The 23879-nt window shown below is 55.6% G+C and carries 23 protein-coding genes and 1 tRNA gene; 12 read left to right on the top strand and 12 right to left on the bottom strand.

Features of this window, described 5'->3' with window-relative positions; genetic code table 11:
• Nucleotides 1-60: 60 nt before the first annotated feature.
• Nucleotides 61-148, bottom strand: a tRNA-Ser gene (locus HFD97_RS02790).
• A gap of 220 nt (nucleotides 149-368) precedes the next feature.
• Between HFD97_RS02790 and yccA the strand changes: the two genes are divergently transcribed.
• Together yccA and HFD97_RS02780 are read left to right on the top strand one after the other, a co-directional pair.
• Entirely contained in the window at nucleotides 369-1022 is a 654-nt protein-coding gene (yccA, locus tag HFD97_RS02785; RefSeq protein ID WP_009091017.1) for an FtsH protease modulator YccA, read from the top strand.
• Between the two features lie 104 nt (nucleotides 1023-1126).
• The gene (locus HFD97_RS02780) at nucleotides 1127-1453 is read left to right on the top strand and encodes a TusE/DsrC/DsvC family sulfur relay protein (RefSeq protein ID WP_009091019.1); all 327 of its coding nucleotides are present in this window, start codon (nucleotides 1127-1129) and stop codon (nucleotides 1451-1453) included.
• Here the strand turns inward: HFD97_RS02780 and yccX are convergent, their stop codons facing one another.
• Nucleotides 1454-1732 (bottom strand): acylphosphatase, encoded by a 279-nt coding sequence (gene yccX / locus HFD97_RS02775; protein WP_167431032.1) that lies wholly within the window; start codon nucleotides 1730-1732, stop codon nucleotides 1454-1456.
• 85 nt (nucleotides 1733-1817) lie between these two features.
• Between yccX and rlmI the strand changes: the two genes are divergently transcribed.
• Both rlmI and hspQ read left to right on the top strand, forming a co-directional pair.
• Nucleotides 1818-3008 carry a 23S rRNA (cytosine(1962)-C(5))-methyltransferase RlmI gene (gene rlmI, locus HFD97_RS02770; RefSeq protein WP_009091023.1) on the top strand — a complete coding sequence of 397 codons (1191 nt, stop codon included), beginning with the start codon at nucleotides 1818-1820 and terminating at the stop codon, nucleotides 3006-3008.
• Nucleotides 3009-3066: 58 nt separating this feature from the next.
• Nucleotides 3067-3384, top strand: coding sequence for a heat shock protein HspQ (gene hspQ, locus HFD97_RS02765; protein ID WP_009091024.1), 318 nt, complete (start codon nucleotides 3067-3069; stop codon nucleotides 3382-3384).
• 36 nt (nucleotides 3385-3420) lie between these two features.
• Here hspQ and HFD97_RS02760 read toward each other — a convergent pair whose 3' ends face one another.
• Complete coding sequence (locus HFD97_RS02760; RefSeq protein WP_009091026.1) at nucleotides 3421-3834, bottom strand: CoA-binding protein; 414 nt, start codon at nucleotides 3832-3834, stop codon at nucleotides 3421-3423.
• 176 nt (nucleotides 3835-4010) lie between these two features.
• Here HFD97_RS02760 and HFD97_RS02755 point away from each other — a divergent pair, with 176 nt between their 5' ends.
• Both HFD97_RS02755 and mgsA read left to right on the top strand, forming a co-directional pair.
• A complete protein-coding gene (locus HFD97_RS02755) occupies nucleotides 4011-4652 on the top strand; it encodes a DUF2057 family protein (RefSeq protein ID WP_167431033.1) in 642 nt (213 codons plus the stop codon).
• Nucleotides 4653-4720: 68 nt separating this feature from the next.
• Nucleotides 4721-5179, top strand: a complete 459-nt coding sequence (gene mgsA, locus HFD97_RS02750; RefSeq protein WP_009091029.1) for a methylglyoxal synthase — start codon at nucleotides 4721-4723, stop codon at nucleotides 5177-5179.
• Between the two features lies 1 nt (nucleotide 5180).
• Here mgsA and helD read toward each other — a convergent pair whose 3' ends face one another.
• On the bottom strand, nucleotides 5181-7235 hold the full coding sequence (gene helD, locus HFD97_RS02745) for a DNA helicase IV (protein ID WP_167431034.1): 2055 nt from the start codon (nucleotides 7233-7235) through the stop codon (nucleotides 5181-5183).
• 123 nt (nucleotides 7236-7358) lie between these two features.
• On the opposite strand from helD, the gene HFD97_RS02740 reads away from it, so the two are divergent.
• Nucleotides 7359-7799: a YccF domain-containing protein gene (locus tag HFD97_RS02740; protein ID WP_009091033.1), complete on the top strand. Its 441-nt coding sequence runs from the start codon at nucleotides 7359-7361 to the stop codon at nucleotides 7797-7799.
• A gap of 1 nt (nucleotide 7800) precedes the next feature.
• The gene (gene yccS / locus HFD97_RS02735) at nucleotides 7801-9942 is read left to right on the top strand and encodes a YccS family putative transporter (protein WP_370528393.1); all 2142 of its coding nucleotides are present in this window, start codon (nucleotides 7801-7803) and stop codon (nucleotides 9940-9942) included.
• On the opposite strand, the gene HFD97_RS02730 is transcribed toward yccS, so the two are convergent.
• Nucleotides 9939-10568, bottom strand: a complete 630-nt coding sequence (locus HFD97_RS02730; RefSeq protein WP_167431035.1) for a TfoX/Sxy family DNA transformation protein — start codon at nucleotides 10566-10568, stop codon at nucleotides 9939-9941. The two genes, yccS and HFD97_RS02730, sit on opposite strands and share 4 nt — an antisense overlap.
• A 210-nt stretch (nucleotides 10569-10778) precedes the next feature.
• Here HFD97_RS02730 and sulA point away from each other — a divergent pair, with 210 nt between their 5' ends.
• Entirely contained in the window at nucleotides 10779-11270 is a 492-nt protein-coding gene (gene sulA, locus HFD97_RS02725; protein ID WP_167431036.1) for an SOS-induced cell division inhibitor SulA, read from the top strand.
• A gap of 351 nt (nucleotides 11271-11621) precedes the next feature.
• Complete coding sequence (gene ompA, locus HFD97_RS02720) at nucleotides 11622-12692, top strand: porin OmpA (RefSeq protein WP_046101549.1); 1071 nt, start codon at nucleotides 11622-11624, stop codon at nucleotides 12690-12692.
• A gap of 95 nt (nucleotides 12693-12787) precedes the next feature.
• On the opposite strand, the gene matP is transcribed toward ompA, so the two are convergent.
• The gene (matP, locus tag HFD97_RS02715) at nucleotides 12788-13255 is read right to left on the bottom strand and encodes a macrodomain Ter protein MatP (protein WP_009091043.1); all 468 of its coding nucleotides are present in this window, start codon (nucleotides 13253-13255) and stop codon (nucleotides 12788-12790) included.
• A 53-nt stretch (nucleotides 13256-13308) separates the two neighbouring features.
• Here matP and HFD97_RS02710 point away from each other — a divergent pair, with 53 nt between their 5' ends.
• Both HFD97_RS02710 and fabA read left to right on the top strand, forming a co-directional pair.
• The gene (locus HFD97_RS02710) at nucleotides 13309-15177 is read left to right on the top strand and encodes a Lon protease family protein (RefSeq protein ID WP_167431037.1); all 1869 of its coding nucleotides are present in this window, start codon (nucleotides 13309-13311) and stop codon (nucleotides 15175-15177) included.
• 68 nt (nucleotides 15178-15245) lie between these two features.
• Nucleotides 15246-15764, top strand: a complete 519-nt coding sequence (fabA, locus tag HFD97_RS02705; RefSeq protein ID WP_009091047.1) for a bifunctional 3-hydroxydecanoyl-ACP dehydratase/trans-2-decenoyl-ACP isomerase — start codon at nucleotides 15246-15248, stop codon at nucleotides 15762-15764.
• 68 nt (nucleotides 15765-15832) lie between these two features.
• On the opposite strand, the gene rmf is transcribed toward fabA, so the two are convergent.
• The 6 genes from rmf to rlmKL form a co-directional block, all read right to left on the bottom strand.
• The gene (rmf, locus tag HFD97_RS02700) at nucleotides 15833-16000 is read right to left on the bottom strand and encodes a ribosome modulation factor (RefSeq protein ID WP_008925875.1); all 168 of its coding nucleotides are present in this window, start codon (nucleotides 15998-16000) and stop codon (nucleotides 15833-15835) included.
• A gap of 278 nt (nucleotides 16001-16278) precedes the next feature.
• Nucleotides 16279-16848, bottom strand: coding sequence for a membrane integrity-associated transporter subunit PqiC (gene pqiC / locus HFD97_RS02695; RefSeq protein WP_167431038.1), 570 nt, complete (start codon nucleotides 16846-16848; stop codon nucleotides 16279-16281).
• Entirely contained in the window at nucleotides 16845-18488 is a 1644-nt protein-coding gene (pqiB, locus tag HFD97_RS02690) for an intermembrane transport protein PqiB (RefSeq protein ID WP_009091050.1), read from the bottom strand. The genes pqiC and pqiB overlap by 4 nt, the downstream gene beginning before the upstream one ends.
• Complete coding sequence (gene pqiA / locus HFD97_RS02685; protein WP_167431039.1) at nucleotides 18475-19743, bottom strand: membrane integrity-associated transporter subunit PqiA; 1269 nt, start codon at nucleotides 19741-19743, stop codon at nucleotides 18475-18477. Before pqiA ends, pqiB begins: the two co-directional genes overlap by 14 nt.
• 14 nt (nucleotides 19744-19757) lie before the next feature.
• Nucleotides 19758-21674, bottom strand: a complete 1917-nt coding sequence (locus HFD97_RS02680) for an ABC transporter ATP-binding protein (RefSeq protein ID WP_058957434.1) — start codon at nucleotides 21672-21674, stop codon at nucleotides 19758-19760.
• A gap of 6 nt (nucleotides 21675-21680) precedes the next feature.
• Nucleotides 21681-23795, bottom strand: coding sequence for a bifunctional 23S rRNA (guanine(2069)-N(7))-methyltransferase RlmK/23S rRNA (guanine(2445)-N(2))-methyltransferase RlmL (gene rlmKL, locus HFD97_RS02675; RefSeq protein WP_009091055.1), 2115 nt, complete (start codon nucleotides 23793-23795; stop codon nucleotides 21681-21683).
• Between the last annotated feature and the right edge of the window lie 84 nt (nucleotides 23796-23879).

Raw genomic sequence — 23879 nt, 5'->3', positions numbered from 1 at the left:
ACTGCATTGGCAAAATAATCAGCTGACATTTTGCCACTTTATTGCCCGAGGCAGATAAAGTGGCGGAGGAGGAGAGATTCGAACTCTCGGATGGTTTCCCATCGGCGGTTTTCAAGACCGCTGCCTTAAGCCGCTCGGCCACCCCTCCGCAATGACGCGCACTATAAACATCCCGATTATCGATGTAAAGCCTGTATCTGACTGTTCGCATGAAAAACAGCCATTTCCTGTTTTTTCGCTGTCAAAATCACCACTCTGCTCAAACAATTAGCAGATTAGCGCGTAAAGAAGGGTAAAACGGCTTTTCCCTCTTTAATGGCCTGCGTATTCTCGGCTCATATTTAGTGTTCTGCTTAAAGGAGCGCAACATGGAAAGAATTGTCACCTCATCGCAGTCCTCACTGCTCTCAACGCACAAAGTTCTGCGCAATACCTATTTTCTGCTGGGATTAACCCTGGCTTTCTCAGCCGTGACGGCCACGGCCAGCACCCTGCTGGCGTTACCCGCTCCCGGTCTGATCCTGATGCTGGTCGGCTTCTATGGTCTGATGTTTTTAACCTACCGTCTGGCTAACAGCCCGATGGGCATCCTGGCCGCCTTTGCCTTCACCGGCTTCCTGGGTTACTGCCTGGGTCCGATCCTGAGCTCTTTCCTGACCGCAGGGATGGGGGATGTAATCGCACTGGCGCTGGGTGGAACGGCGCTGGTCTTCTTCTGCTGTTCCGCGTATGTGCTGACGACCCGCCGTGATATGTCCTTCCTTGGCGGAATGATGATGGCAGGCTTTGTGGTGCTGCTGGTCGCGGTAGTGGCCAATCTCTTCCTGCAGTTACCTGCTCTGCATCTGGCTATCAGCGCCCTGTTCATTCTGTTTTCAGCCGGCGCGATTTTGTGGGAAACCAGCAATATCATCCACGGCGGAGAAACAAACTATATCCGGGCCACGGTCAGCCTCTATGTTTCACTCTATAACATCTTTGTCAGCCTGCTGAGCCTGCTCGGTTTTGCCCGCAGCAACTGACAGACACGTGCATCAGCGTTGAAAACCCCGCTCCGGCGGGGTTTTTGCTTTTACTGTTACGCCAGTTTGCTACACTGCGCCGTCATTTACAGAGAGGAAGTCACGTGAATTTTAACGGTAACGAAATCGCCGTCGATGCCGAAGGCTATCTGAAAAATCCCAGCGACTGGAGTGCAGCGCTGGCTGAACATATTGCCGCGCAGGAAGGCCTTACGCTGACCGACGCCCACTGGGAGGTCGTCCATTTTGTACGCGCCTTCTATCTGGAATTTAACACTTCCCCCGCCGTACGAATGCTGGTGAAGGCGATGGCGAAGAAGTATGGAGAAGAGAAAGGCAACAGCCGCTATCTGTTTCGTCTTTTCCCTGACGGGCCGGCTAAGCAGGCGACGAAAATCGCAGGCCTGCCCAAACCGGCCAAATGTCTCTGACTATCCGGTCGTAAAGCCGCGTGGGGGCGATGACGGCTGCTGCGGCTCCACCCGTACACTGTCCACCCGCGCGCTGCGTGGCCCGCCCGCTTTAAGCCAGGCGATGAGGGCCTCGACCTTTTCCGCCTCGCCCCAGGCCAGCACTTCGACACTGCCATCCTCCAGGTTACGCGCATAGCCCAGCACATCCAGCGCGCGGGCTTCAGCCCGGGTGCTGTAACGGAATCCGACGCCCTGCACGCGGCCATAAACCCATGCTTTAAAACAGGCTGCTGACATACTGCCCTCCTGCTGCTGTTCGTTGCAATTTCCCGTTATCCACCGGACAATGGCACCTCATTTTTTCAGGTAAGCATAGCAAACTATGACAGTCAGATTGATTCTCGCAAAGGGACGTGAAAAGTCCCTGCTCCGTCGCCATCCCTGGGTCTTTTCAGGCGCTGTCGCGCGTCTGGAAGGTAAAGCGCAACTGGGTGAAACCATTGACGTGTGTGACAGTAACGGCAAATGGCTGGCGCGCGCCGCCTATTCTCCTCAGTCACAGATTCGCGCCCGTGTCTGGAGCTGGCAGGCCGATGAATCCATCGATATCGCCTTCTTTGTGCGCCGTTTTGAGCAGGCGCAGCAGTGGCGCACATGGCTGGCAGCGCGCGACGGTCTGGACAGCTATCGTCTGATCGCCGGTGAATCTGATGGTTTACCGGGCGTCACCATTGACCGCTTTGGCAATTTTTTTGTTCTGCAGCTGCTCTCCGCTGGAGCCGAATACCAGCGTGCGGCGATCATTACTGCCCTGCAGCAATGTTTCCCCGGCTGTGCTGTCTATGACCGCTCCGACGTCGCCGTGCGGAAGAAAGAGGGTCTGGAACTGACGCAGGGCACGATTACCGGCGAACTGCCGCCGCCTCTGCTGCCGATTACTGAGCATGGCATGAAGCTGCTGGTTGATATCCAGGGCGGCCATAAAACCGGCTACTACCTCGATCAGCGAGACAGCCGTCTCGCCACCCGCCGTTACGCTCAGGATGCCCGGGTACTTAACTGCTTCTCCTATACCGGTGGATTCGCCGTCTCGGCATTGATGGGCGGCTGTAAAGAGGTGATCAGCGTTGATACTTCGCAGGAAGCGCTGGATGTGGCACGTCAGAACGTCGAACTGAATGAACTCGACCTCTCCCGCGCGCGCTTTGAGCGTGATGATGTCTTCAAACTGCTGCGTCGCTATCGTGACAGTGGGGAGAAATTTGATCTGATCATTATGGATCCGCCGAAGTTCGTCGAAAACAAAAGTCAGCTGATGGGCGCCTGTCGCGGCTATAAAGATATCAACATGCTCGCCATTCAGTTGCTGAATCCCGGTGGCGTTCTGCTGACCTTCTCCTGTTCCGGTCTGATGGCCACCGAACTGTTCCAGAAGATCATTGCCGATGCCGCACTGGATGCCGGCCGCGAGGTGCAGTTTATTGAACAGTTCCGTCAGGCAGCGGATCATCCGGTGATCGCCAGTTACCCGGAGGGACTCTACCTGAAAGGTTTCGCCTGCCGCGTCATGTGACTTGAAAAATTGGCTCCTGCCCCCATATTGGAAAGAGAGCTTTTTTTCGGAGGTCACTATGATTGCCAGTAAATTTGGTATTGGTCAGCAGGTTCGTCATCGTTTGTCCGGCGTACTGGGCGTTATTGTCGATGTCGATCCTGAGTACTCGTTAGATGAGCCTAAAATTGAAGAGGTTGGCGCGGAAGAGAAGATGCGTTCGGCACCCTGGTATCATGTCGTGATGGAAGATGAAGAAGGCGATCAGGTGCATACCTATGTTGCTGAGATTCAGCTTTCGGGCGAAACCAGCGTTGAACACCCTGAGCAGCCCTCAATGGATGAACTGGCGGCCTCAGTGCGTCAGCAGCTTCAGGCGCCTCATCTGCGACATTAATCTGTGGCGGCACCCTCTGCCGCCACACATCTCTTCTCAGCGCGTGATCCCCAGCCGCGGAATTTCAATCTTCGGACAGCGATCCATAATCACCGTCATACCCGCATCCTGTGCCAGCACGGCCGCCTGCTCATTAATCACACCCAGCTGCAGCCACAGGGTTTTTGCGCCCACTGCAATCGCCTCCTGGGCGACGCCCCACGCGGCTTCAGAATTGCGAAATACATCCACCATATCAATATGGCCCGGAACATCTGCCAGGCTGGCATACGCCTGCTGCCCCAGCAGCGTCTTGCCCGCCAGCTTCGGGCTGACCGGAATCACGTCATACCCCTGATCAAGCAAATATTTCATCACGCCGTAGCTGGGACGCTCAGGGCGATCGCTTGCCCCGACTAAGGCGATGCGTTGGGTGCGGGTCAGCACCTCGCGAATTGTCTGGTCGTTCATCGTTATCTCCTTTCAGGCAAGAGTTGAGTGTAGATGGGCACACCCCCGAACGGTTAAGTCAGTGACGTAATTAATTGAGCCAGCGCACGATTAAATATGTTTAAATGTAAACTCACTGCCATAATGTAAGAATTTGCTACACATAATCCTGTGTGTCATCAGTTACCGGAGTTGAAATGAAGCTGTCGCTGGCTGTAATGGGGTGGGTCGCTCTCCTCGTTTCGGCGTCCTGTTCTGCCATCACGTTAAAGCTCGATCCGCAAATCGATCTGCTGGTGCTGGATGGCCGTAAGATTTCAGGCTCGCTCCTCAAGGGCGCAGACAGTTTAGAGCTGGACCGGGGTCAGCATCAGTTTCTGTTTCGGGTAGAGCAGCAACGAAAAGGTCAGAAAGATAGCACCCTCGCCTATCAATCGGTGCCGATGATCGTCACCTTCACTGCCGTGGCTAAAACCATTACCATCCGGCTGCCTGCGCTGGAGACAAAACGCGAGCGCTATCACTTCGATCGCAGCCTGAATTTTCTGCTGGTGGATGAGAAAGGGAACGAAATCACCAGCCTGCGCGATCGTCTGCCTGCCGCGCCCGCAGTCGACATGGAAAAAGCGATGGTGAACTACAATCGCACCGGTCAGATCGCCTCTGTGCCTCGTTTTGCCCATTCGGCCTCTGAGACGCCTTCTGCGGTCAGTCTTACCGCCGATCTCGACTGGACGATTGAGGCGGAGCATCCCTCACTTCACCGCTGGTTTCAGCGCTTTGACGAAGCGACGCGTCAGCAGTTTCTGACGCTGGTCAAAATGCTGCGCACCAGTTGATAGCGCTGAAAGCGCAGAGGTAAACTCGCACTATCGCTTTTTCCGCATGACCCTGAATGGAGACGTTTGTGGAGCAGACTACCCGTACCCTTGGCAAACAAAAACATATCGCACTGGTCGCCCATGACCATTGCAAAGCCGCTCTGCTTGAGTGGGTTAAACAGAATCAGCCTGCACTGGAATCCCATATCCTCTATGCGACCGGCACCACCGGGAATCTGATCAACCGTGACACCGGCCTGAATGTCACGGCCATGCTGAGCGGCCCAATGGGCGGCGACCAGCAGGTAGGCGCGCTGATTTCAGAAGGAAAGATAGATGCGCTGATCTTTTTCTGGGACCCGCTCAATGCGGTACCTCACGATCCCGATGTCAAAGCGCTGCTGCGTCTGGCAACCGTATGGAATATCCCGGTCGCCACCAATCGCTCCACCGCAGATTTTATTATTCAGTCGCCGCTGTTTGCACAAAGCAGCGAGATCATGATCCCTGACTATGCGCGCTATCTGGCTGGACGGCTGAAGTAACTCAGGCTTTACGCAACACCGGTACACCCAGCTCACGGAAGTGCCCGACAAAAGGTGACGGCGCGCTTTTATCAAACAGCAGAAAAACCTGCTGGCGCGCCCGTGTCAGGGCGACGTAGGCCAGGCGGCGCTCTTCTGCATCCGGGAACGCTTCCGGCTGCGGTAACAGGCCCTGTTCGATAATCGATTCGCGCACGTTCGCCGGAAAGCCCTCTTTGCCCTGCTGCAACCCCAGCAGAATGACGTAGTCCGCCTGCTGGCCTTTACTGGCATGGATGGTCATAAATTCCAGATTGAGTTTCGGCCAGCGGGTTCTGGCTTTGTCCAGCACATCCGGTCGCAGGTAGTGATAGCGCGCCAGCAGCAGGATGCGCTCATCAGGCTTTACATAGCCGCTGAGTTTATTCAGCAACGGTTCCAGCTGATCGTCCGCCAGCAGTGAAATCGACTTTTTATTCCCTTTGGTGATGCTGTTAAGCGGCTTCGCCAGCTGCTGCGGATTCTGCTGGATAAAACGGTTCGCGATGTCGCCGATGCGATCGTTAAAGCGGTAAGTGGTATCCAGCACACAACGGTCACCCTCACCAAAGTAGTGATGAAACGCCGTCGTCAGCGTCATCTCTGCACCGCTGAAGCGGTAGATGGCCTGCCAGTCATCGCCAACGGCAAACAGGGCGGTGCGCCTGTTCTGCTGGCGTAAAGCGCTGAGCAAGGCGGCGCGCTGCGGTGAGATATCCTGAAACTCATCCACGAGAATGTGTTTCCAGGGGCTGATAAAGCGCCCTTTTTCCAGCAGAGCAATCGCCTGATGAATCAGCCCCGAAAAATCGACCGCGCCCTCCTCTTTTAATGCACTCTTCCACGCTTTCAGCAGGGGAGCCATCAGCCTGATACGTTTGCTGAACAGATCGCGCACCTCTTCAGGCACCTCTGCGATCATCGCGGCCTGCGCGCCGCCATGCATACGCATCAGCCCCAGCCAGCGTTCGAGCCGGGACGCCAGGCGCTTAGCCAGTTTGTCATCCTCCCAGAATGGCCCCTCCGGCACCTCCCACTCCAGCTCGTCACGCAGCCATTGGCGCCAGCCGTTGGCCTGGGCCTTTTTTTCATGACACTGCTGCCGCCATTCCTGAATCAGCAGTGCACGACGCGCATCGGCATCGCTCTCCAGCTTGCTGATGACCGGCTGCTTGTTGCTGCCTTCACGAATAATATGCAGGGCCAGAGAATGGAAGGTTCGCGCCTGAATATCACTGGCTGACAGCCGCGACTGGATACGGGCGTTCATCTCTTCTGCAGCCTGTCGGCCAAAGGCCAGCAGCAGAATTTGATCGGCGCTGGCGAGATTGCGCTGCATTAACCAGCCCGCACGCGCCACCAGCACGGAGGTTTTACCGCTCCCGGCGCCCGCCAGTACCAGCAGTGAATCTTCGCCGTTGACTACCGCCTCGCATTGCGATTGATTGAGAGGCGTACTCTCAACCGTGTCGAAGAATGCCCGGTAGCGGGTCAGCATTGCGGCGGTCCAGTCACGGTTTCGCTGCCGCAGGGCCGCCTCGCCCTGCTCCAGCCAGCGCTGACAGAAAGCCTGGTTTTCACGACAGTCAGCAAAATCCTTCAGGCGGGAGAGCGGCAGCGGCAACGCATCGAACTGCTGAATAATGGTGTTTTTCAGCGCCTGCAGTTCATGCCGGTTCAGCCAGCGATCCTGCGCACTGAATGCCTCAATGTCATCACGCAGGGTCTGCAGCACGTCGCGGCATACCGCACTCATCTCCAGGCTCCAGCTCTGCCAGGCCTGCAGCAGGTAGTGATAAAAGCGCTGCGTTTCCTGCCATTCCGTGCCATGCAGCCGCACCACTTTTTCATCAGCCAGCAAAAATTCCAGTTCGCCCCACACCACGCCGCGTTTGCAGGCGATATCCAGCAACTGATTAAAAGGGATCAGGTACTCATGCTTATCGCCACTGACTTCGACGCCCGCTGCCATCAGACGGACACGATTATAGGGATGCCGGGCAAGTCGTTTGCCCATCGAAGTTGCTTTCAGTTCCACGCCGACACTCACGTCAGAGAATAGGATTCGGGGAAGTTTACCTGTCAGACCCTTGGCGCTCCAGCCTTAAAACAGGCTAAACTTGGCGTCACATCTTGCGGAATGCAAAAGGAAAAGAAGATTATGCGCACCGTCTTAAACGTTCTTAATTTTGTCCTGGGCGGTTTTTTCACCACCCTGAGCTGGCTCTTTGCCACCCTGATCAGCATCGTACTGATTTTTACCCTGCCGCTGACCCGCTCCTGCTGGGAAATTACCAAACTCTCGCTGCTGCCATTTGGTAACGAGGCGGTGCATGTGGATGTGCTTCGCCCTGAAAACAAAAGCCACATCATGAACACCGGCGGAACCTTTCTGAATATCTTCTGGCTGATTTTCTTCGGCTGGTGGCTCTGCCTTTCCCATATCTCTGTCGGGATTGTGCAGTGCATCAGCATCATCGGCATTCCGGTCGGGCTGGCTAACTTCAAGATCGCCGCGATAGCACTCTGGCCGGTCGGACGCCGGGTGGTGTCAGTGGAAGAGGCGCAGGCTGCGCGCGAAGCCAATGCCCGCCGCTATTAATATGATGTCAGCTACGCTGCCGGGCTGGCGCAAATATCTGTTTAACAGCGCCTGGCGCTATCTGCTGCGCATCCTGTTTGCGCTGAGCGGATGCGCCGCCATTCCCTGGTGGCTGCACCAGATTGAGTGGACCATCCCGCTGACGCTGGGTGTGGTAGCGGCGGCGCTGGCCGATCTCGATGATCGTCTGGCGGGCCGCCTGAAGAATCTGCTGATTACCCTGCTCTGCTTCTGCATCGCCTCGGTTTCCGTCGAGTTACTGTTTCCCTGGCCTCTGGCCTTTATCACTGGCCTCGCGATCTCAACCTGGGGTTTTATTCTGCTGGGTGCGCTGGGTCAGCGTTACGCGACGATCGCCTTTGGCGCGCTGCTGATTGCGGTCTACACCATGCTTGGCATCGGGCTGTTCAGTCAGTGGTATATGCAGCCGATCCTGCTGCTGGTCGGCGCGCTCTGGTACAACCTGCTGACACTGCTGGGTCACCTGATGTTCCCGGTGCGACCGGTGCAGGAGCAGCTGGCCGGCAGTTTTTCACAACTGGCGCGTTATCTGGATGCGAAAGCGAATCTGTTCGACCCGGATGCGGGTGAACAGGATGATGCCGCCTTTGTGGAGGCGGCAATGGTCAACAGCCAGTTAGTGGCCCAGCTCAACCTGACCAAAACCACGCTGCAGAGTCGTCTGCGCGGCGATCGCGGCTCACGCGGAACCCGCCGCAGCCTCCACTACTACTTTGTGGCGCAGGACATTCATGAACGGGCCAGCTCATCTCACCTGCAATATCACCTGCTGCGGGGTGACTGGCGCTATAACGAAATTCTGTTTCGCTTCCAGCGACTGCTGAATATGCAGGCTCAGGCGTGTCGGCAGCTGGCGCATTGCATCCTGATGCGCGAAAGATGGGTGCATGACAGCCGGTTTGAGCGCGCGTTTGAACGTCTGCAGAAAGCCATAGAGCGTCTGGAGCAGCGTGAACCGGAAGCCGCCCATACGCGTGCGCTCTTCTGGCTGCTGCGTAATCTGCGCGCCATCGACGCTCAACTCGCCTCGATTGAATCTGAACAGACCCTGTCAGGCGAAGACACTCAGCACAGCGACAATCTGCTGTCGCGAGAAGGGCTGAGTGGCTGGAGTGATATCCGGCTGCGCTTCAGCCGACATCTCACGCCCGCGTCGGCGCTGTTCCGGCATGCTGTCCGGATGTCTGTGGTGCTCTGTATCGGCTACGGTTTTATTCAGGTGACCGGACTGGAACGCGGTTACTGGATTCTGCTGACCAGTCTGTTTGTCTGTCAGCCTAACTACAATGCAACGCAGCGACGCCTGGCGTTGCGTATCGGCGGGACGCTGGCCGGTATTGCGATTGGACTGCCCGTTTTATGGCTGGTGCCCTCCATAGAAGGTCAGTTAATCCTGATCGTTATCTCCGGCGTGCTCTTTTTTGCCTTCAGACAGGTCCAGTATGCGCAGGCCACGCTGTTTATTACGCTGCTGGTGCTGCTCTGTTTTAACCTGTTAGGTGAAGGATTTGAGGTCGCCCTGCCACGGGTGGTGGATACCTTACTGGGCTGTGGGCTGGCCTGGCTGGCTGTGGCCTTTATCTGGCCTGACTGGCGGTTCCGTCAGTTACCGGCCGTGGCAGAACGGACTCTGCAGGCGAACTGTCGTTATCTTGACGCCATCATGGAGCAGTATCATCAGGGCAAAGACAACCGACTCGCCTATCGCATTGCGCGTCGTGATGCGCACAATGCCGATGCCGAGCTGGCGTCGGTGGTGTCAAATATGAGCAGTGAAAGTCGCACCAGCCAGAAACTGCGTGAATCCGCTTTTCAGCTGCTCTGTTCTAACCACTCGTTTCTGAGCTACATCTCAGCACTGGGTGCCCACCGCGATAAGATCAGCGATCCGGCACTGCTGACGCTGCTGGATGACACCGTCTGCTATGTGGAAGATGTGCTGCAGACGGAGGTGGTCAGTGATGAACAGGCAGAGGCGATGCGCCAGCCGTTAGCTCAGCGCATCAGCCAGCTGGCCGCGGATGCAGACACGCGTGCGCCACTGGTGCTCCAGCAACTTGGTCTGCTGGTGGCATTAATGCCTGAAATGGCTCGCCTGCGCCGCACGCTACTCGCCGACTAACCTTTGCTCCTTCCGGACGCTGTGTCAGACAACAGCATGCGCTGAAACCAGGCGTTCAGCTCGGCCCGGGTTGCCTGCGGCAGTGCAGCAGCATGATGACCGGTGATTGCGCCCTGCAGCGCCAGCAATGTCTGAAATCCGACGTGCTGGTTGATGGCTTTCAGCTTCAGCCAGCACTGTTTGGCCCCCATCTGGTAAAGATGGTTGACGCTCATGATACCCGCGTCATACAACATCATCTCCAGACGGACACTGAGGTTGGGCAGATCTTTGAGTCGCGGTGAACCCTGCCTGTCCTGCAGCTCCAGCTGCGCCGTTTCCAGTGAGGCGGCGGAGAGCGCCAGCAGGTGCTCAGGATCGTGCCATAACGTCTCATCGACGCGGTAGTAATTGAGACTGACCAGCTTCCCCCGCTTGCGAAACACCAGCGGCTGCAGAGGCCGCTCGGTGATGTACGCCTGCAGGGGTTCACTGGCGCGCAGGTAGAGCTCACCCTGATTAATTAACGCGAAAACCACACTCTCTACCGCCAGTGCATACCCGCCGAACTGGGTACGGGACTCAATGGCTCCCAGTGGGGCCAGATGCGCTCTGGAGCGCTCTACAACCGGATTCACCTTTTTCATTGCACCACCTCCATGTCAGAAACAGACCGTAAATTGCCTTGGGTATCAGGCAATTAGAAGATAGGAAAAAGCGTAAGCGGGTTCAACGAATAAATAGGGGTTCGCCTAATCTTGTCGCGTTTTTGCGAGGCGTTTTCAGAAATTTGGGTTGATCTTTATCCAGGATGACAGTACTGTATATTCATACAGTCAACTGCTGGTGATTAACTTATGCGAACCCAACATCCTGATAATGCACGCTATGCTCATCGTTATGCGGCCTCTTCTGTTCCGGCGGCTCAGCCTGGTGGAATTACAGAGTTACGTTACAGTGAGCAGCCCGGAATGATGCAGATGTTACTGCTACCGTTATTGCAGCAATTGAGTCAGCAGTCACGCTGGCAGCTGTGGTTAACCCCCGCGCATAAGCTGAATCGCGCCTGGCTACAGGAATCGGGATTACCGCTGAATAAAAGCATGCACATCGCCGATTCAGAACGACTGAATGCGGTTGAGGCGATGGTCAGGGCGTTACGCACAGGCAATTACAGCGTGGTACTGGCATGGATCCCCTACGAGCTGGATGAAGATGAGCGTCGTCAACTGGAAAATGCGGCAGCAGAGGGTGAAGCGCTGGGGCTGATTTTGCGTTCAGGCGGGACATCGGAAGCGCCTCTCAGACCACAAAACCCCATAAAAATTCAGTCGGATTTGTTTCATTAAGTAAAAATAAGAAGTTTCTCAAGCTATTTTTCTTATCTGTCGTCGCTAAACCACTGATTCTGTTAGTTCGAGCATTGACAATGGTTTAGCAGGTTTTTCAGGCTTGCTGCCGCGACAATACTACCAGGCTAATTGTTAGAAATTGTGTATAAATCGCTGTTTTTTTACAGAAGCGCCTCACATCATACTTGTAAGTTTCCAATCTCGTTGTAGACTTTATCTCGCCAGGGTGCTCAATAACCTCCGTTTTTTTGCGGTAGAGTCATAAGCGAGCGTTTTGACCCGGCGAAGGATTTAAACCAAGAGCAACCTTTTTGCTCATTGCCTATTTGGATGATAACGAGGCGCAAAATGAAAAAGACAGCTATCGCAATTGCAGTGGCACTGGCTGGCTTCGCTACCGTAGCGCAGGCCGCTCCTAAAGATGACACCTGGTACACCGGTGCTAAACTGGGCTGGTCTCAGTATCACGACACTGGTTACTACGGTAACGGTTATGAGAACAACAACGGTCCAACTCATGAAAGCCAGCTGGGCGCAGGTGCGTTCGTTGGTTATCAGGCAAACCCATACCTGGGTTTCGAGCTGGGCTATGACTGGCTGGGTCGCATGCCTAACAAAGGCACCGTGACTAACGGCGCATTCAAAGCACAGGGCGTTCAGCTGGCAGCTAAACTGAGCTACCCAATCTATGACGATCTGGACGTGTACACCCGTCTGGGTGGCATGGTATGGCGTGCAGATGCTACGCAGACTAACCCAACTACTGGCCGCATCAGCGACCACGACACCGGCGTATCTCCGCTGGCTGCTGTAGGTGTTGAATACGCACTGACCAAAAACTGGGCTACCCGCCTGGACTACCAGTGGGTTAACAACATCGGTGATGCACAGACCGTTGGTGCACGTCCAGACAACGGCATGCTGAGCGTAGGCGTTTCTTACCGCTTCGGTCAGGATGACGTCGCTGCACCAGCTCCGGCTCCGGCCCCAGCTCCAGCACCAGTTGTTGAAACCAAGCGTTTCACTCTGAAGTCTGACGTTCTGTTCACCTTCAACAAAGCGACCCTGAAGCCAGAAGGCCAGCAGGCTCTGGATCAGCTGTACAGCCAGCTGAGCTCAATGGATCCTAAAGATGGTTCCGTTGTCGTACTGGGCTTCACTGACCGTATCGGTTCAGAGCAGTACAACCAGAAACTGTCTGAGAAACGTGCTCAGTCAGTCGTAGATTACCTGGTTTCTAAAGGTATCCCTTCTAACAAGATCTCTGCACGTGGCATGGGTGAATCTAACCCAGTTACCGGCAACACCTGTGACAGCGTGAAAGGCCGTAACGCCCTGATCGACTGCCTGGCGCCGGACCGTCGCGTAGAAATCGACGTTAAAGGCATCAAAGACGTTGTAACTCAGCCACAGGCTTAAGTTAACACGTAATAAAAAACCCCGCTCAGGCGGGGTTTTTTATGCCAGTAATAAAGGGATGTTCGGAGCTGGCCACCCTGCTCCACCTGCCACGGCTAGTCGTTTTCTGAACCTGATTTACCCAGAATCGCCTGCAGGTCCTGCTTCAGACTCGACATCTGCGTAGCATATTTCTCTTTGCGTTCCGCATCCTCGATCAGCTGAACAATGGTCTCAGAGAGGGTACAGCCGCGCCGCTGTGCCAGTCCGGCCAGTCGCTGCCAGACCAGATACTCCAGGTCGATCGATTTTTTTCGGGTATGCTGATGTTCTGCATTAAAATGGCGTTTCCGCCGTGCGCGGATGGTCTGTTTCAGCCGGTTATCAAGATCGGCATGGATATGTTCAGCAATCCATTCATTCACCGTCACCGGATTATTTTCCATCGCCAGCAGTTTATCGACTGCCGCCTGCGCCGCACTCAATTCAAGGTGACGCGTGATCAGTTCACCTTCCCGATGTTTTTTCACCAGGTATTTCCACTTCCATCCACTTTCAAGATTTTCGAGTTGCTGGTATTTCATCGGAATCTCATCGTGATCACGTAACGAGCTAAGAATAACAGCTTTTTTCCCGGATGCAGCAACGAAAAACATGCTGTCAGCTTCACAACTTCACCAGGAAGTCTGCAGTGCTTAACCAGGGTGAATCCTGTATAATCTCGCTTTTCTTAAAACAGATAAATGCGATTATTTTGACCAGCACCCAACTTACGTGGCAGACCTTACAGCCGGATAGCGCACCATACCAATCCGTTTTCTCCCGAATTGCTGATGAAGAAACTGATGCTCTGGCAACGGTACAGCCCCGGTTGCTGAATGCGCTGGCGCATTTACATCATCAATCGCAGGGATTCCCGTTACTGCTGGTTCGAAGCCAGGAGAATCGCGATTATCTGACCTTCATTGCCCAGGCCGCGCAGCGGGTGATGCCCGACAGTACCACGCTGTACGGCGGTGATTACCATATCATGGGTGACACTATCACGCTCCTGCCGCCCTCCGATCCTCAGCGCCCGTTCACCAGTCAGGGTGGCATTCATTTTGCTGAATGGGTTGAAATGGAGCAGCTGTTTGGCTGCGTACGCCAGTATAAAGATCGCCTCCAGCCTGAACCGGGCCTGATCCATCGCGCCAATGGCGGTACGCTGGTGCTCTCACTGCGAAGCCTGATGACCCAGCCGATCCTCTGGTTGCGCCTGAAAAAAGCGATTGAGCAGGGCTACGTGGAGTGGACTTCCCAGGACGAGCGCCGGCCCCTGCCCGTCTCTGTTCCGCCTGTGCCGCTCAGGCTGAATCTGGTGCTGTGCGGAGATCGCGAGGTGCTGGCCGATTTTCAGGAGCTCGATCCTGAAGCGCATGAAATGGCGATTTATACCGAATTTGAAGAGAACATTCAGATTCTGGATGAAGATGACATGCTGGCCTGGTGTCGCTGGAACGAAGAGCTGGCGCGTCAGGCGGGTCTGCCGGTTCCGGAAGCGGACTTCTGGCCGGAACTGATTAAAGAGGGTGTCCGCTATAGCGGTGACCAGGAGACATTGCCTCTCTGTCCGCGCTGGCTGCAGCGCCAGATGCGCGAGTCAGCCCTGATGGGTGACACGCTCAATGCCGAAGCGCTTCGCGACGCACTGGAAGCCCGCTTATGGCGTGAGAACTATCTCAATGAGCGGATGCGGGATGAAATCCTGCTGCGACAGATTCTGATTGAAACCGAAGGCGAAGTGGTCGGTCAGATCAACGGCCTCTCGGTCGTTGAATATCCTGGCCATCCCCGCGCCTGGGGCGATCCGACACGGATTACCTGCGTCGTTCACCCCGGTGATGGGGAGTTCATGGATATTGAGCGTAAGGCGGAGCTAGGCGGCAATATCCACGCTAAGGGCATGATGATCATGCAGGCTTACCTGATTGCAGAGCTGGAGCTCGATCAGCAACTGCCCTTTTCAGCGTCAATGGTATTTGAGCAGTCATACTCTGAAGTTGATGGCGACAGCGCCTCTCTGGCCGAGCTCTGTGCATTGATCAGCGCGCTGGCTAACCAGCCAATCAATCAGCAGATTGCCGTCACCGGATCGGTTGATCAGTTCGGCAACGTCCAGCCGGTAGGCGGCCTGAATGAGAAGATTGAAGGTTTCTTCGAGATCTGCCATCAGCGTGAACTGACCGGCCAGCAGGGCGTCATTATCCCGGCCTGTAATGTGCGTCATCTCAGCCTCAGCCAGGCAGTGGTCAGCGCGGTAGAACAGGGCCGTTTCCACATCTGGGCTGTAGAACGTGCTGATGAGGCCCTGCCACTGCTGACCGGTAAAATATGGCGTACGGAGGATGGCGAGGGCGATTGCCTGCTGCACACCATCCAGGAACGCATCAGCCTGTTCAACCAGCCGGATGTCCCGCAACGTCCCTGGGCGCTGCGCTGGCTTAACTGGTTCAACCAGCGTTAATCCGATTTGCTCAGCGTACAACTGTTCGCTAATATTCGTGATTCACTAAAACAAGGCTTATTGAAAACATGGTAGATAAACGCGAATCCTATACCAAAGAAGATCTGATTCTGTCAGGTCGTGGTGAACTGTTTGGCGAAAATGGTCCGCCGCTTCCTTCCGGCAACATGCTGATGATGGACCGCGTGGTCAAAATGACCGAAGACGGCGGCAAATATGACAAAGGCTTTGTTGAAGCAGAACTGGATATCAATCCCGATCTCTGGTTCTTCGGCTGCCACTTTATCGGCGATCCGGTGATGCCAGGTTGCCTGGGTCTGGATGCCATGTGGCAGCTGGTAGGTTTCTATCTGGGCTGGCTGGGCGGCGAAGGTAAAGGTCGTGCGCTGGGCGTGGGTGAAGTGAAATTCACTGGACAGGTCCTGCCGGACGCGAAGAAAGTCACCTACCGCATTCACTTCAAACGCGTGATCAACCGCAAGCTGGTGATGGGCGTGGCAGATGGCGAAGTGCTGGTTGACGGTAACCTGATCTACACCGCCAGCGATCTCAAAGTGGGTCTGTTTAAAGACACCGCGGCATTCTGAGCATTCTGCACAGAAACAAAAACCTCCGCGCCAGGCGGAGGTTATTTTCCTTTTTCAGTGACATCCGGTTATGCTGCTACCGACCTGTCCTCCATGGCTTGTCGCCAACCTCCCAACCAGTGAGACTTAGCGTCAATCAACTGATACGGACACATCTCTTTTGAGCGTCCAGTAATGCCTGCCTGATAACCACGTGAATGGGCGCGTTCGAGGCGGTCTCGTTTCTGTCTCTTCATACTCCGTGTCCCTCATGTAAGGTCTGTGGAATCTGGTGGAAAGAAAAGTGGTGAATTAATGTTCAACCACTCTTACGTTCTACCCCCTGCGCACCTAAAGATCAATGCGCAATCTTCATGCCACTGTCATAAATGTGACCTTAATCGGAAAAGAAAGCGCGGTTTTGTGATGGAGACGGCAACACTATCGCCCTGATTGAGCTAATAAAAAGCCCCTGAATCATGCCGTTATATCGCGACATTTCATCAGGGGCTTAGCTTATTTATTCATAATATTCTTAATTTAGCGCAACCAGACTATTGGCGATCTGCTGCGCCGTCTGCTGCCAGCCGGTGGCCAGCGTTCTGACCATGGCATCGTAGCCATCTTCAGTCTGCGGCAGGACAATATTAAATGCCTGTTTGGTCAGACGGCCCTGATGCTCCAGCGTCCATTCACCGCTGATAATCGCCTTGCCGTCGTAGCGCCCCTGAAAGCCTGTAATAGTCACATTCAGCGTGTCGTGCTGCGCGCCCAGCGGCGATCCGGCTACCAGCCGCCCAGGCAGCGCCTTGCTCAGATTGGTGATCAGCGTCTGCTGCAGCTGCTGATCAAGCGGACTGGCCCAGAGGTTGTTGGCGGCAATGACATATTTGACGTCACTGGTCTGGTAGACCAGCCCGTTACCGGCCAGATAATCCGGCACCGTCACCTGCTGCACCCACAGCATCGGCTGAGCTTCGTTCATCTGGCTGCTGCTGACCTGCATGGAAGCCGCCCCGGAGGGCAGCTGATACCAGGTATTGTCAACGCTGCTGCTGCATGCGCTCATCACCAGCGCGGCACAAAGTATCAATCCTTTTTTCACTGTTTCGCCCTCTTCGGCTGGGGATCCTGTCCCGGTTTCGCCTCAAATACCAGCGCATTGCTCTTGGTGTTGAGTGTCCTCAGTACCGGCTGAAGTTCACGCAGCACCTGATCCAGTCGTTGCATATCCCCGACCAGCTTACTGTAAGCAGGCGAACCGGGCTGCAGTCCTTTCATGCTGCGATTCAGCTCACGCAGCGTCTGCTGCAGATCTTCCGGCAGGGTCTTCATTGCCGGACTGGCGGTCACTTTGTTGATATTGTCGATAGTGCGCTGCAGATCGCGCATCGTCTTCTGACTCTCTTTCAGCGTACCGGTCGCTTCATTGACCATGCCGTTCAGAGGCAGGCTGTTGATCTTATCCAGGGCCGCCATCAGTTTCTGCTGAATCTGGCTCAGTCCGCCGCTGACGGTTGGGATCACTTCATAGCCTGAGACTTTCTGCGGGCCTTTGTAGGCTGGCGCATTGTCATAGAAGTCGAGATCGACATAGAGCGCACCCGACAGCAGGTTGCCGGTTTTCAGCGTGGCACGCAGGCCACGTTTCTTCCCATCCTGCAGATGCTGCTCCAGATCGAAATTCTCGCCCAGTCGGCTGATAAAGCGATCCGGCTCAATGCGAATCAGCACCGGAACGCGGTAATCGTTGTTCAGTGCCTGATCCAGACCCGCTTTCATCAGCGGTGCCTGTGACACGGTACCGAGGCGAATGCCGCGGAATTCAACCGGTGCACCAGCCTGCAGACCGCGAATGGAGTCTGAGAAGAAGAGCACATAGTCGACGTGATTGGTGTAGAGCGAATCCTGAATGCTGCGCTGATCGTCAAACAGATGATAGTCGGCATGATTTGTCGCCGCTTCACCCAGATCCCAGCCATCCGGCACATCGAAACTGACGCCGCCACTGAACAGCGTGGTCAGCGATCCCATTTCGACCCGCATGCCTGACGCGGACATATCCACGGCGATGCCGCTGTCTTTCCAGAAACGCACGTTGGTGGTCACCAGGCGGTCGTAAGGCGCGGCAATAAACAACTGATAGGTCATCATGCGTTTATCGGTGTCAAACGAACTGGTTTCCACTGTACCGACCCGGTAGCCGCGGAACAGAACCGGATCGCCCGGATTAAGCTGACCGGCTTTTTTGCTGTCCAGTATGATGCGGATCCCTTTGGCATCCGGTGGCGCCAGCGGCGGAGCATCCAGCAGCTTGTACTGCTCAGGTGCCTGGTTTTTCGTGCCGGGCTGCAGTTCGATGTAGGCGCCTGACAACAGCGTGCCAAGGCCGCTGATACCTTCACGGCCCACCTGCGGTTTCACGACCCAGAACACGCTATCGCTGTGCAGCAGCTTGTCCATGCCCGCGTTGAGGCGCGCTTTAATTTCCACATGATGGAGATCGTCGCTTAGCACCGCGCTTTCCACCACACCGACATCCACGCTGCGGCTTTTAATGGTGGTTTTACCTGCCACAATGCCCTCAGCGTTTTCGGTAATTAATGTCACTTCCGGCCCCTGATGGCTGAAGTGATAGAAGAGGATCCATCCGCCGATAAGCAGCGTGACGATGGGGACAATCCAGACCGGCGACCAGCGCTTAATCTGTTCCACCTTTGCATGGCCGTGGTTAGTTTCCGTCAAGGCGCGACTCCTTCATTGTGTTTTCACGTGCACGATCCCAGAGTAATCGCGGGTCAAAGGTCATGGCAGCGATCATGGTGATGATCACCACCATCGCAAACAGAACTGCCCCCCACGCGGGATACACATTCATTAATTGCCCCATACGCACCAGCGCAGAGAGCACGGCAATCACAAACACGTCGATCATCGACCAGCGGCCAACAAACTCGACCACTTCATAAATCTTATGCATTTTGTGGCTGTCCCGTCGCCCGCGTCCGCTGGCATCCCAGCAGAGCCAGCCAATTGCCAGCATTTTCAGCGTCGGCACCATGATGCTGGCGATAAAGATCACCAGCGCCACCGGATAGGAGCCATCAGCCCACAGCACAATCACTCCCGCCATGATATTGGAGGGATAGGCGCTGCCCAGCGTCTCCGTGACCATAATCGGCATCAGGTTAGCCGGAATGTAGAGCAGCACTGAGGTGAGCAGCAGCGCCAGCGTCCATTGCAGGCTGTGCTTACGCCGGGCCTGTGCCTGGACGCCACAACGCGGACAGACGGGCTCATCCGCAGGCAGAATGGCGGTGCAGCAGGGACAGGATCGCAGGCCCTGTGCCAGGCCACTGACGCCCACCTCGGGCGCATGCGGCAGTGCGGGTCGGGGTGAGAGGCGATCCCACAGCGCACGCCGATCGACGCACTGAAAGGCACGCAACTGCAGCAGACAGAACAGAACCCAGGGCCAGAAGCTGGTTTCCAGTCCGATTTCACCATAGGCCATCAGCTTGACGAAGCTGACCAGCACGCCAGCCATGAAGATTTCTGACATGCCCCAGTTGCGCAGATGAAACAGGATTCGGGCGAGACCCACCCTGAGCGATGTGGGTAACGATATCGGATTGACCAGCAGAAGGATGGTTATCATGCAGAAGGCGGGAACCGCCTGCACGAACAGCAGAAACAAAGTGGCGAGGCTGCTGTAATCTTCCGACACCATCACTCTGGGTATCTGCATCAGAGTGATCTGACTGGTCAGCCCGGCCACCTTCATGGAGACGAATGGAAACAGGTTCGCCAGCACCAGCATAAACAGCGCTGCCAGCGCATAGCCCGTTGGTCGTTTACGCGGTTCATGCCAGTTCGCCGTCAGAGCAGTGTGGCAGCGCGGGCATGATGCCCGGCTGCCAACGGGAATGTCCGGCAGCCTGATCGTTAAATCGCACTGTGGACAGAGCATCCACGCGTTACTTTTCACTGCTGAACACATCCGCTAGCCCTGCCCTACGCGCCGTTTTTCAGTGACTCAAGCTCTTCCCAGCGCGCAAACGCGGTTTCCAGCTCCTGCTCGGCCTGAGCAAGATTATCCAGCACCGGTTGCGTCTGATCGTGTGGCTGACTGAAGAAGTCCGGATGACTCATCTTCGCCTGCAGTTCACCGATGCGCGCTTCAAGCTGCTCCAGTTTTTGCGGCAATTGTTCCAGCTCACGCGCCAGATTATAGCTGAGTTTATTCACGTTACGCTTCGCCTCGCTCTTCTCTGCGGCGGGCTTCGCGGTGCTGGTTGCCGCTCTGGCTGGGGCTGAGGCCTTATGCTGCCGGTAGGCTGCACGCTGCTGTTGTGCATCGTGGTAGCCGCCAACAAACGTGCCAATCTCGCCATTCCCTTCGAAAATCCAGCACTCGGTCACGGTATTATCGACGAACTGACGATCGTGGCTGACCAGCAGTACCGTGCCCTGATAGCCATCAATCAGCTCTTCCAGCAGTTCCAGCGTTTCGACGTCGAGGTCGTTAGTCGGTTCATCGAGAATCATCAGGTTGCTGGGACGCAGGAACAGACGCGCCAGCAGCAGGCGGTTACGTTCACCACCAGAGAGCGCGCGCACCGGGGTCATGGCCCGTTTCGGGTGGAACAGGAAGTCCTGCAGATAACCCAGAACGTGGCGCGGTTTGCCGTTAACCAGGACTTCCTGCTTGCCTTCGGCCAGGTTGTCCATCACGGTGCGATCCGGGTCCAGCTCCGCACGGTGCTGGTCAAAGTAGGCCACTTCCAGCTTGGTGCCAGAATGCACGCGGCCATGATCGGCCTTAAGCTGTTGCAGCATCAGGCGCAGCAGTGTGGTTTTACCGCAGCCGTTTGGCCCGATTAAAGCAATCTTATCGCCACGCTGTACCTGGGAAGAGAAGTCCTTCACCAGCACTTTGCCATCGACCGCGTAATCGACATTTTCCAGTTCAAAGACAATTTTGCCCGAGCGGGAGGCTTCGCCCACCTGCATGTTCGCTTTACCCATTACTTCACGGCGTTCAGAACGCTCGCGACGCAGGGCTTTCAGCGCACGCACGCGACCTTCATTGCGGGTACGACGGGCTTTGATGCCCTGACGGATCCACACCTCTTCCTGCGCCAGCTTGCGGTCAAACTCCGCGTTCTGCATCTCTTCGACGCGCAGCGCTTCCTCTTTACCCGCCAGATACTGATCGTAGTTGCCCGGCCAGGAGACCAGTTTGCCGCGGTCAAGGTCGACGATCCGCGTCGCCATGTTGCGGATAAACGAACGGTCATGGGAGATAAAGACGATGCTGCCGCTGAAATTCTTCAGGAAGGTTTCCAGCCAGTCGATGGTTTCAATATCTAGGTGGTTCGTCGGTTCATCTAGCATCAGAACGCGCGGATTGCTCACCAGCGCACGGCCCAGCGCCGCTTTACGCAGCCAGCCACCTGAAAGCGATGAAAGCTCGGTATCGGGCTTCAGGCCAATCTGCTCCAGCACATCATGGATGCGGCTTTCCAGCTGCCACAGATTCTGATGGTCGAGAATGCTCTGCAGACGCGCCATCTCATTGAGGTTTTTATCGCTTGGATCGTCCATTACCAGATGGGAAATGGCGTGATAGGCTTTCAGATGCTCTGCCTGCTCTTCAACGCCTTCAGCCACGAAGTCATAAACCGAACCGGTAATATTGCGTGGGGGGTCCTGTTGCAGACGCGCCACGACCAGGTCGGTTTCATAGATAATGCGACCATCATCCAGGGGCTGTTCACCATTGATGATCTTCATCAGGGTGGATTTACCTGCACCGTTACGGCCGACCAGACAGACGCGCTCGTTCTCTTCGATATGCAGTTCGGTGTTGTCTAACAGCGGCGCATCGCTGAAGGAGAGATAGGCGCCGTGGATACTGATTAATGACATGTAATCTTATTCCTTACCGGCGTGTGTGATCAGCCAGCAGTTGTGAATGTGTCGGTTGCGTGCAAAATCCTGCGACTGCGTTTTCTGGGTAATATCCTGCGCCTGCAGGCCCAGAGATTTCAGGCCATCCATGTCCATTTTGAAACCGCGTTTGTTGTTGGAGAACATGATGGTGCCGCCGCGACGCAGCAGGCGCTTCAGGTTACGCATCAGCATCATATGATCGCGCTGAACGTCGAAGCTCTCTTCCATACGCTTGGAGTTGGAGAAAGTTGGCGGATCGATAAAGATCAGGTCAAAATTCTCATCACTCTCATGCAGCCAGCTCAGGCAGTCCGCCTGCATCAGACGGTGCTGACGACCGGTCAGCCCGTTGAGACGCAGGTTACGTTCCGCCCACTCCAGATAGGTGCGTGACATATCGACCGTGGTGGTCGAGCGTGCGCCGCCCAGACCGGCATGCACACTGGCGGTGCCGGTGTAAGCAAAAAGATTCAGGAAATCTTTACCCTTGCTCATATTACCGAGCATTTTGCGGGCAATGCGGTGGTCGAGGAACAGACCGGTATCGAGATAGTCGGTCAGGTTCACCAGGAAACGCGCATTAAACTCTTTAACTTCGAAATAGTCGCCCTTCTCACTCAGCTTCTGATACTGCGCTTTGCCCTTCTGGCGTTCGCGGGTTTTCATAATCAGACGGTCTGCAGGCAACGCCAGTACGGTGAGCGTCGCACTGATCACATCGAACAGGCGCTGACGCGCTTTATTGGGATCGATGGTTTTCGGTGGCGCATACTCCTGGATAATCACCCAGTCAGCGTAGCGATCAACAGCCACGTTGTAGTCTGGCAGATCGGCATCGTAAATGCGGTAGCATTCAATGCCTTCCTGACGCGCCCACTTCTCCAGCTTCTTCACGTTTTTACGCAGACGGTTTGCGTAATCTTCCGCAATCTGCCCGGCGCTTTCGCTGCTGTTCACCGCGAGCTGATAGTTTTTCTGCACGCAATCCAGCGGGCCGTTTTTGGCTTTAAACTGACGGTCGGCGCGCAACTGCAGGCAGCTCAGCAGCTCCGGTGAGGCGCTGAACAGAGAAAGCTTCCAGCCGCCAAAATGCTGTTTCATCAGGCGTCCAAGCTGACTGTGCAGCGCGATCAGCGCCGGTTCGCTCTCCAGGCGCTCACCGTAAGGGGGGTTGCTCAGCACCGTGCCGTGAACCGCCGCATCCACCGGATTGGTCAGCTTCAGCAGATCCTGCTGTGCAAAGGTAAAGAGCTCTTCCACACCCGCACGGCGGGCATTCGCCTGCGCCCACTCCAGCACCCGGCCGTTCGTGTCATAGCCAAAGAAGCGCGCCTGCGTATTCTCCGTGCCGGTGCGGGCACGATTATGCGCCTCGTTTTTCACGTCCTGCCACAGCGCAGCATTAAACTGGCTCCAGGCCATAAAGCCCCAGTGGCGGCGCAGCAGGCCAGGCGCACGATCGCAGGCGATCAGCGCAGCTTCAATCAGCAGCGTACCTGAACCGCACATCGGATCGATCAGCGGGGTGGATGGCTCCCAGCCAGAACGCAGCACAATCGCCGCCGCCAGATTCTCTTTTAACGGTGCCTGACCGGTCTGCTGGCGATAGCCACGCTGATGCAATGAACTGCCGCTCAGATCCAGCGCGATGCTGGCGCGATCGTCATTCAGCCAGACGTTGATACGGATATCCGCCTGCTCACGATCGACATTGGGACGCTCCAGATTCTTACGGGTAAAGCTGTCCACAATGGCGTCTTTGACTTTCAGCGCACCAAACTGGCTGTTGCGAATCGAGTCATTGGTGCCGCTGAAATGGACGACAAAGGTTTTGTCGCTGCCGAACATGGACGGCCAGTCCACGCCCTGCACACCCAGATAGAGATCGAGGTCGCTGTAGACGCCAAACTCTCCCAGCGGCAACAGGATGCGTGATGCTAAACGGCTCCACATCAGGCTTTGGTACATGACGCGATCGTCGGCTTCGTAGTGAACGCCTCCCTGCACCACTTGCAAATCCTGCGCGCCCAGCGCGTCCAGCTCACTTTTTAACAGCTCTTCGAGCCCACGCGCCGTGCTGGCAAACAGAGAATTCATATCGTCACTTTTTAACTCTTGAGAAAATTGTCGCGCATTATAGCGAATCACAGACCTATGTCATAAAGTTAGCTTCTTTTGTCT

Origin of the sequence: Pantoea sp. EKM103V (assembly GCF_011800365.1) — a bacterium.
Lineage (GTDB): Bacteria > Pseudomonadota > Gammaproteobacteria > Enterobacterales > Enterobacteriaceae > Pantoea > Pantoea anthophila.
Note: the sequence above shows the minus strand (reverse complement) of the source record. Positions and strands in the feature narration are given on the sequence as shown.

What these genes read in the sequence shown, in the direction of transcription:
- HFD97_RS02740 (WP_009091033.1), top strand. Translation starts at nt 7,359, where the DNA reads ATGCGCACCGTCTTAAACGTTCTTAATTTTGTCCTGGGCGGTTTTTTC.
- pqiA (WP_167431039.1), bottom strand. Translation starts at nt 19,743, where the DNA reads ATGTGTTCAGCAGTGAAAAGTAACGCGTGGATGCTCTGTCCACAGTGC.
- fabA (WP_009091047.1), top strand. Translation starts at nt 15,246, where the DNA reads ATGGTAGATAAACGCGAATCCTATACCAAAGAAGATCTGATTCTGTCA.
- hspQ (WP_009091024.1), top strand. Translation starts at nt 3,067, where the DNA reads ATGATTGCCAGTAAATTTGGTATTGGTCAGCAGGTTCGTCATCGTTTG.
- HFD97_RS02755 (WP_167431033.1), top strand. Translation starts at nt 4,011, where the DNA reads ATGAAGCTGTCGCTGGCTGTAATGGGGTGGGTCGCTCTCCTCGTTTCG.
- matP (WP_009091043.1), bottom strand. Translation starts at nt 13,255, where the DNA reads ATGAAATACCAGCAACTCGAAAATCTTGAAAGTGGATGGAAGTGGAAA.
- rmf (WP_008925875.1), bottom strand. Translation starts at nt 16,000, where the DNA reads ATGAAGAGACAGAAACGAGACCGCCTCGAACGCGCCCATTCACGTGGT.
- yccX (WP_167431032.1), bottom strand. Translation starts at nt 1,732, where the DNA reads ATGTCAGCAGCCTGTTTTAAAGCATGGGTTTATGGCCGCGTGCAGGGC.
- rlmI (WP_009091023.1), top strand. Translation starts at nt 1,818, where the DNA reads ATGACAGTCAGATTGATTCTCGCAAAGGGACGTGAAAAGTCCCTGCTC.
- sulA (WP_167431036.1), top strand. Translation starts at nt 10,779, where the DNA reads ATGCGAACCCAACATCCTGATAATGCACGCTATGCTCATCGTTATGCG.
- rlmKL (WP_009091055.1), bottom strand. Translation starts at nt 23,795, where the DNA reads ATGAATTCTCTGTTTGCCAGCACGGCGCGTGGGCTCGAAGAGCTGTTA.
- ompA (WP_046101549.1), top strand. Translation starts at nt 11,622, where the DNA reads ATGAAAAAGACAGCTATCGCAATTGCAGTGGCACTGGCTGGCTTCGCT.
- yccA (WP_009091017.1), top strand. Translation starts at nt 369, where the DNA reads ATGGAAAGAATTGTCACCTCATCGCAGTCCTCACTGCTCTCAACGCAC.
- HFD97_RS02710 (WP_167431037.1), top strand. Translation starts at nt 13,309, where the DNA reads ATGCAGCAACGAAAAACATGCTGTCAGCTTCACAACTTCACCAGGAAG.
- HFD97_RS02730 (WP_167431035.1), bottom strand. Translation starts at nt 10,568, where the DNA reads ATGAAAAAGGTGAATCCGGTTGTAGAGCGCTCCAGAGCGCATCTGGCC.
- HFD97_RS02680 (WP_058957434.1), bottom strand. Translation starts at nt 21,674, where the DNA reads ATGTCATTAATCAGTATCCACGGCGCCTATCTCTCCTTCAGCGATGCG.
- yccS (WP_370528393.1), top strand. Translation starts at nt 7,801, where the DNA reads ATGATGTCAGCTACGCTGCCGGGCTGGCGCAAATATCTGTTTAACAGC.
- HFD97_RS02760 (WP_009091026.1), bottom strand. Translation starts at nt 3,834, where the DNA reads ATGAACGACCAGACAATTCGCGAGGTGCTGACCCGCACCCAACGCATC.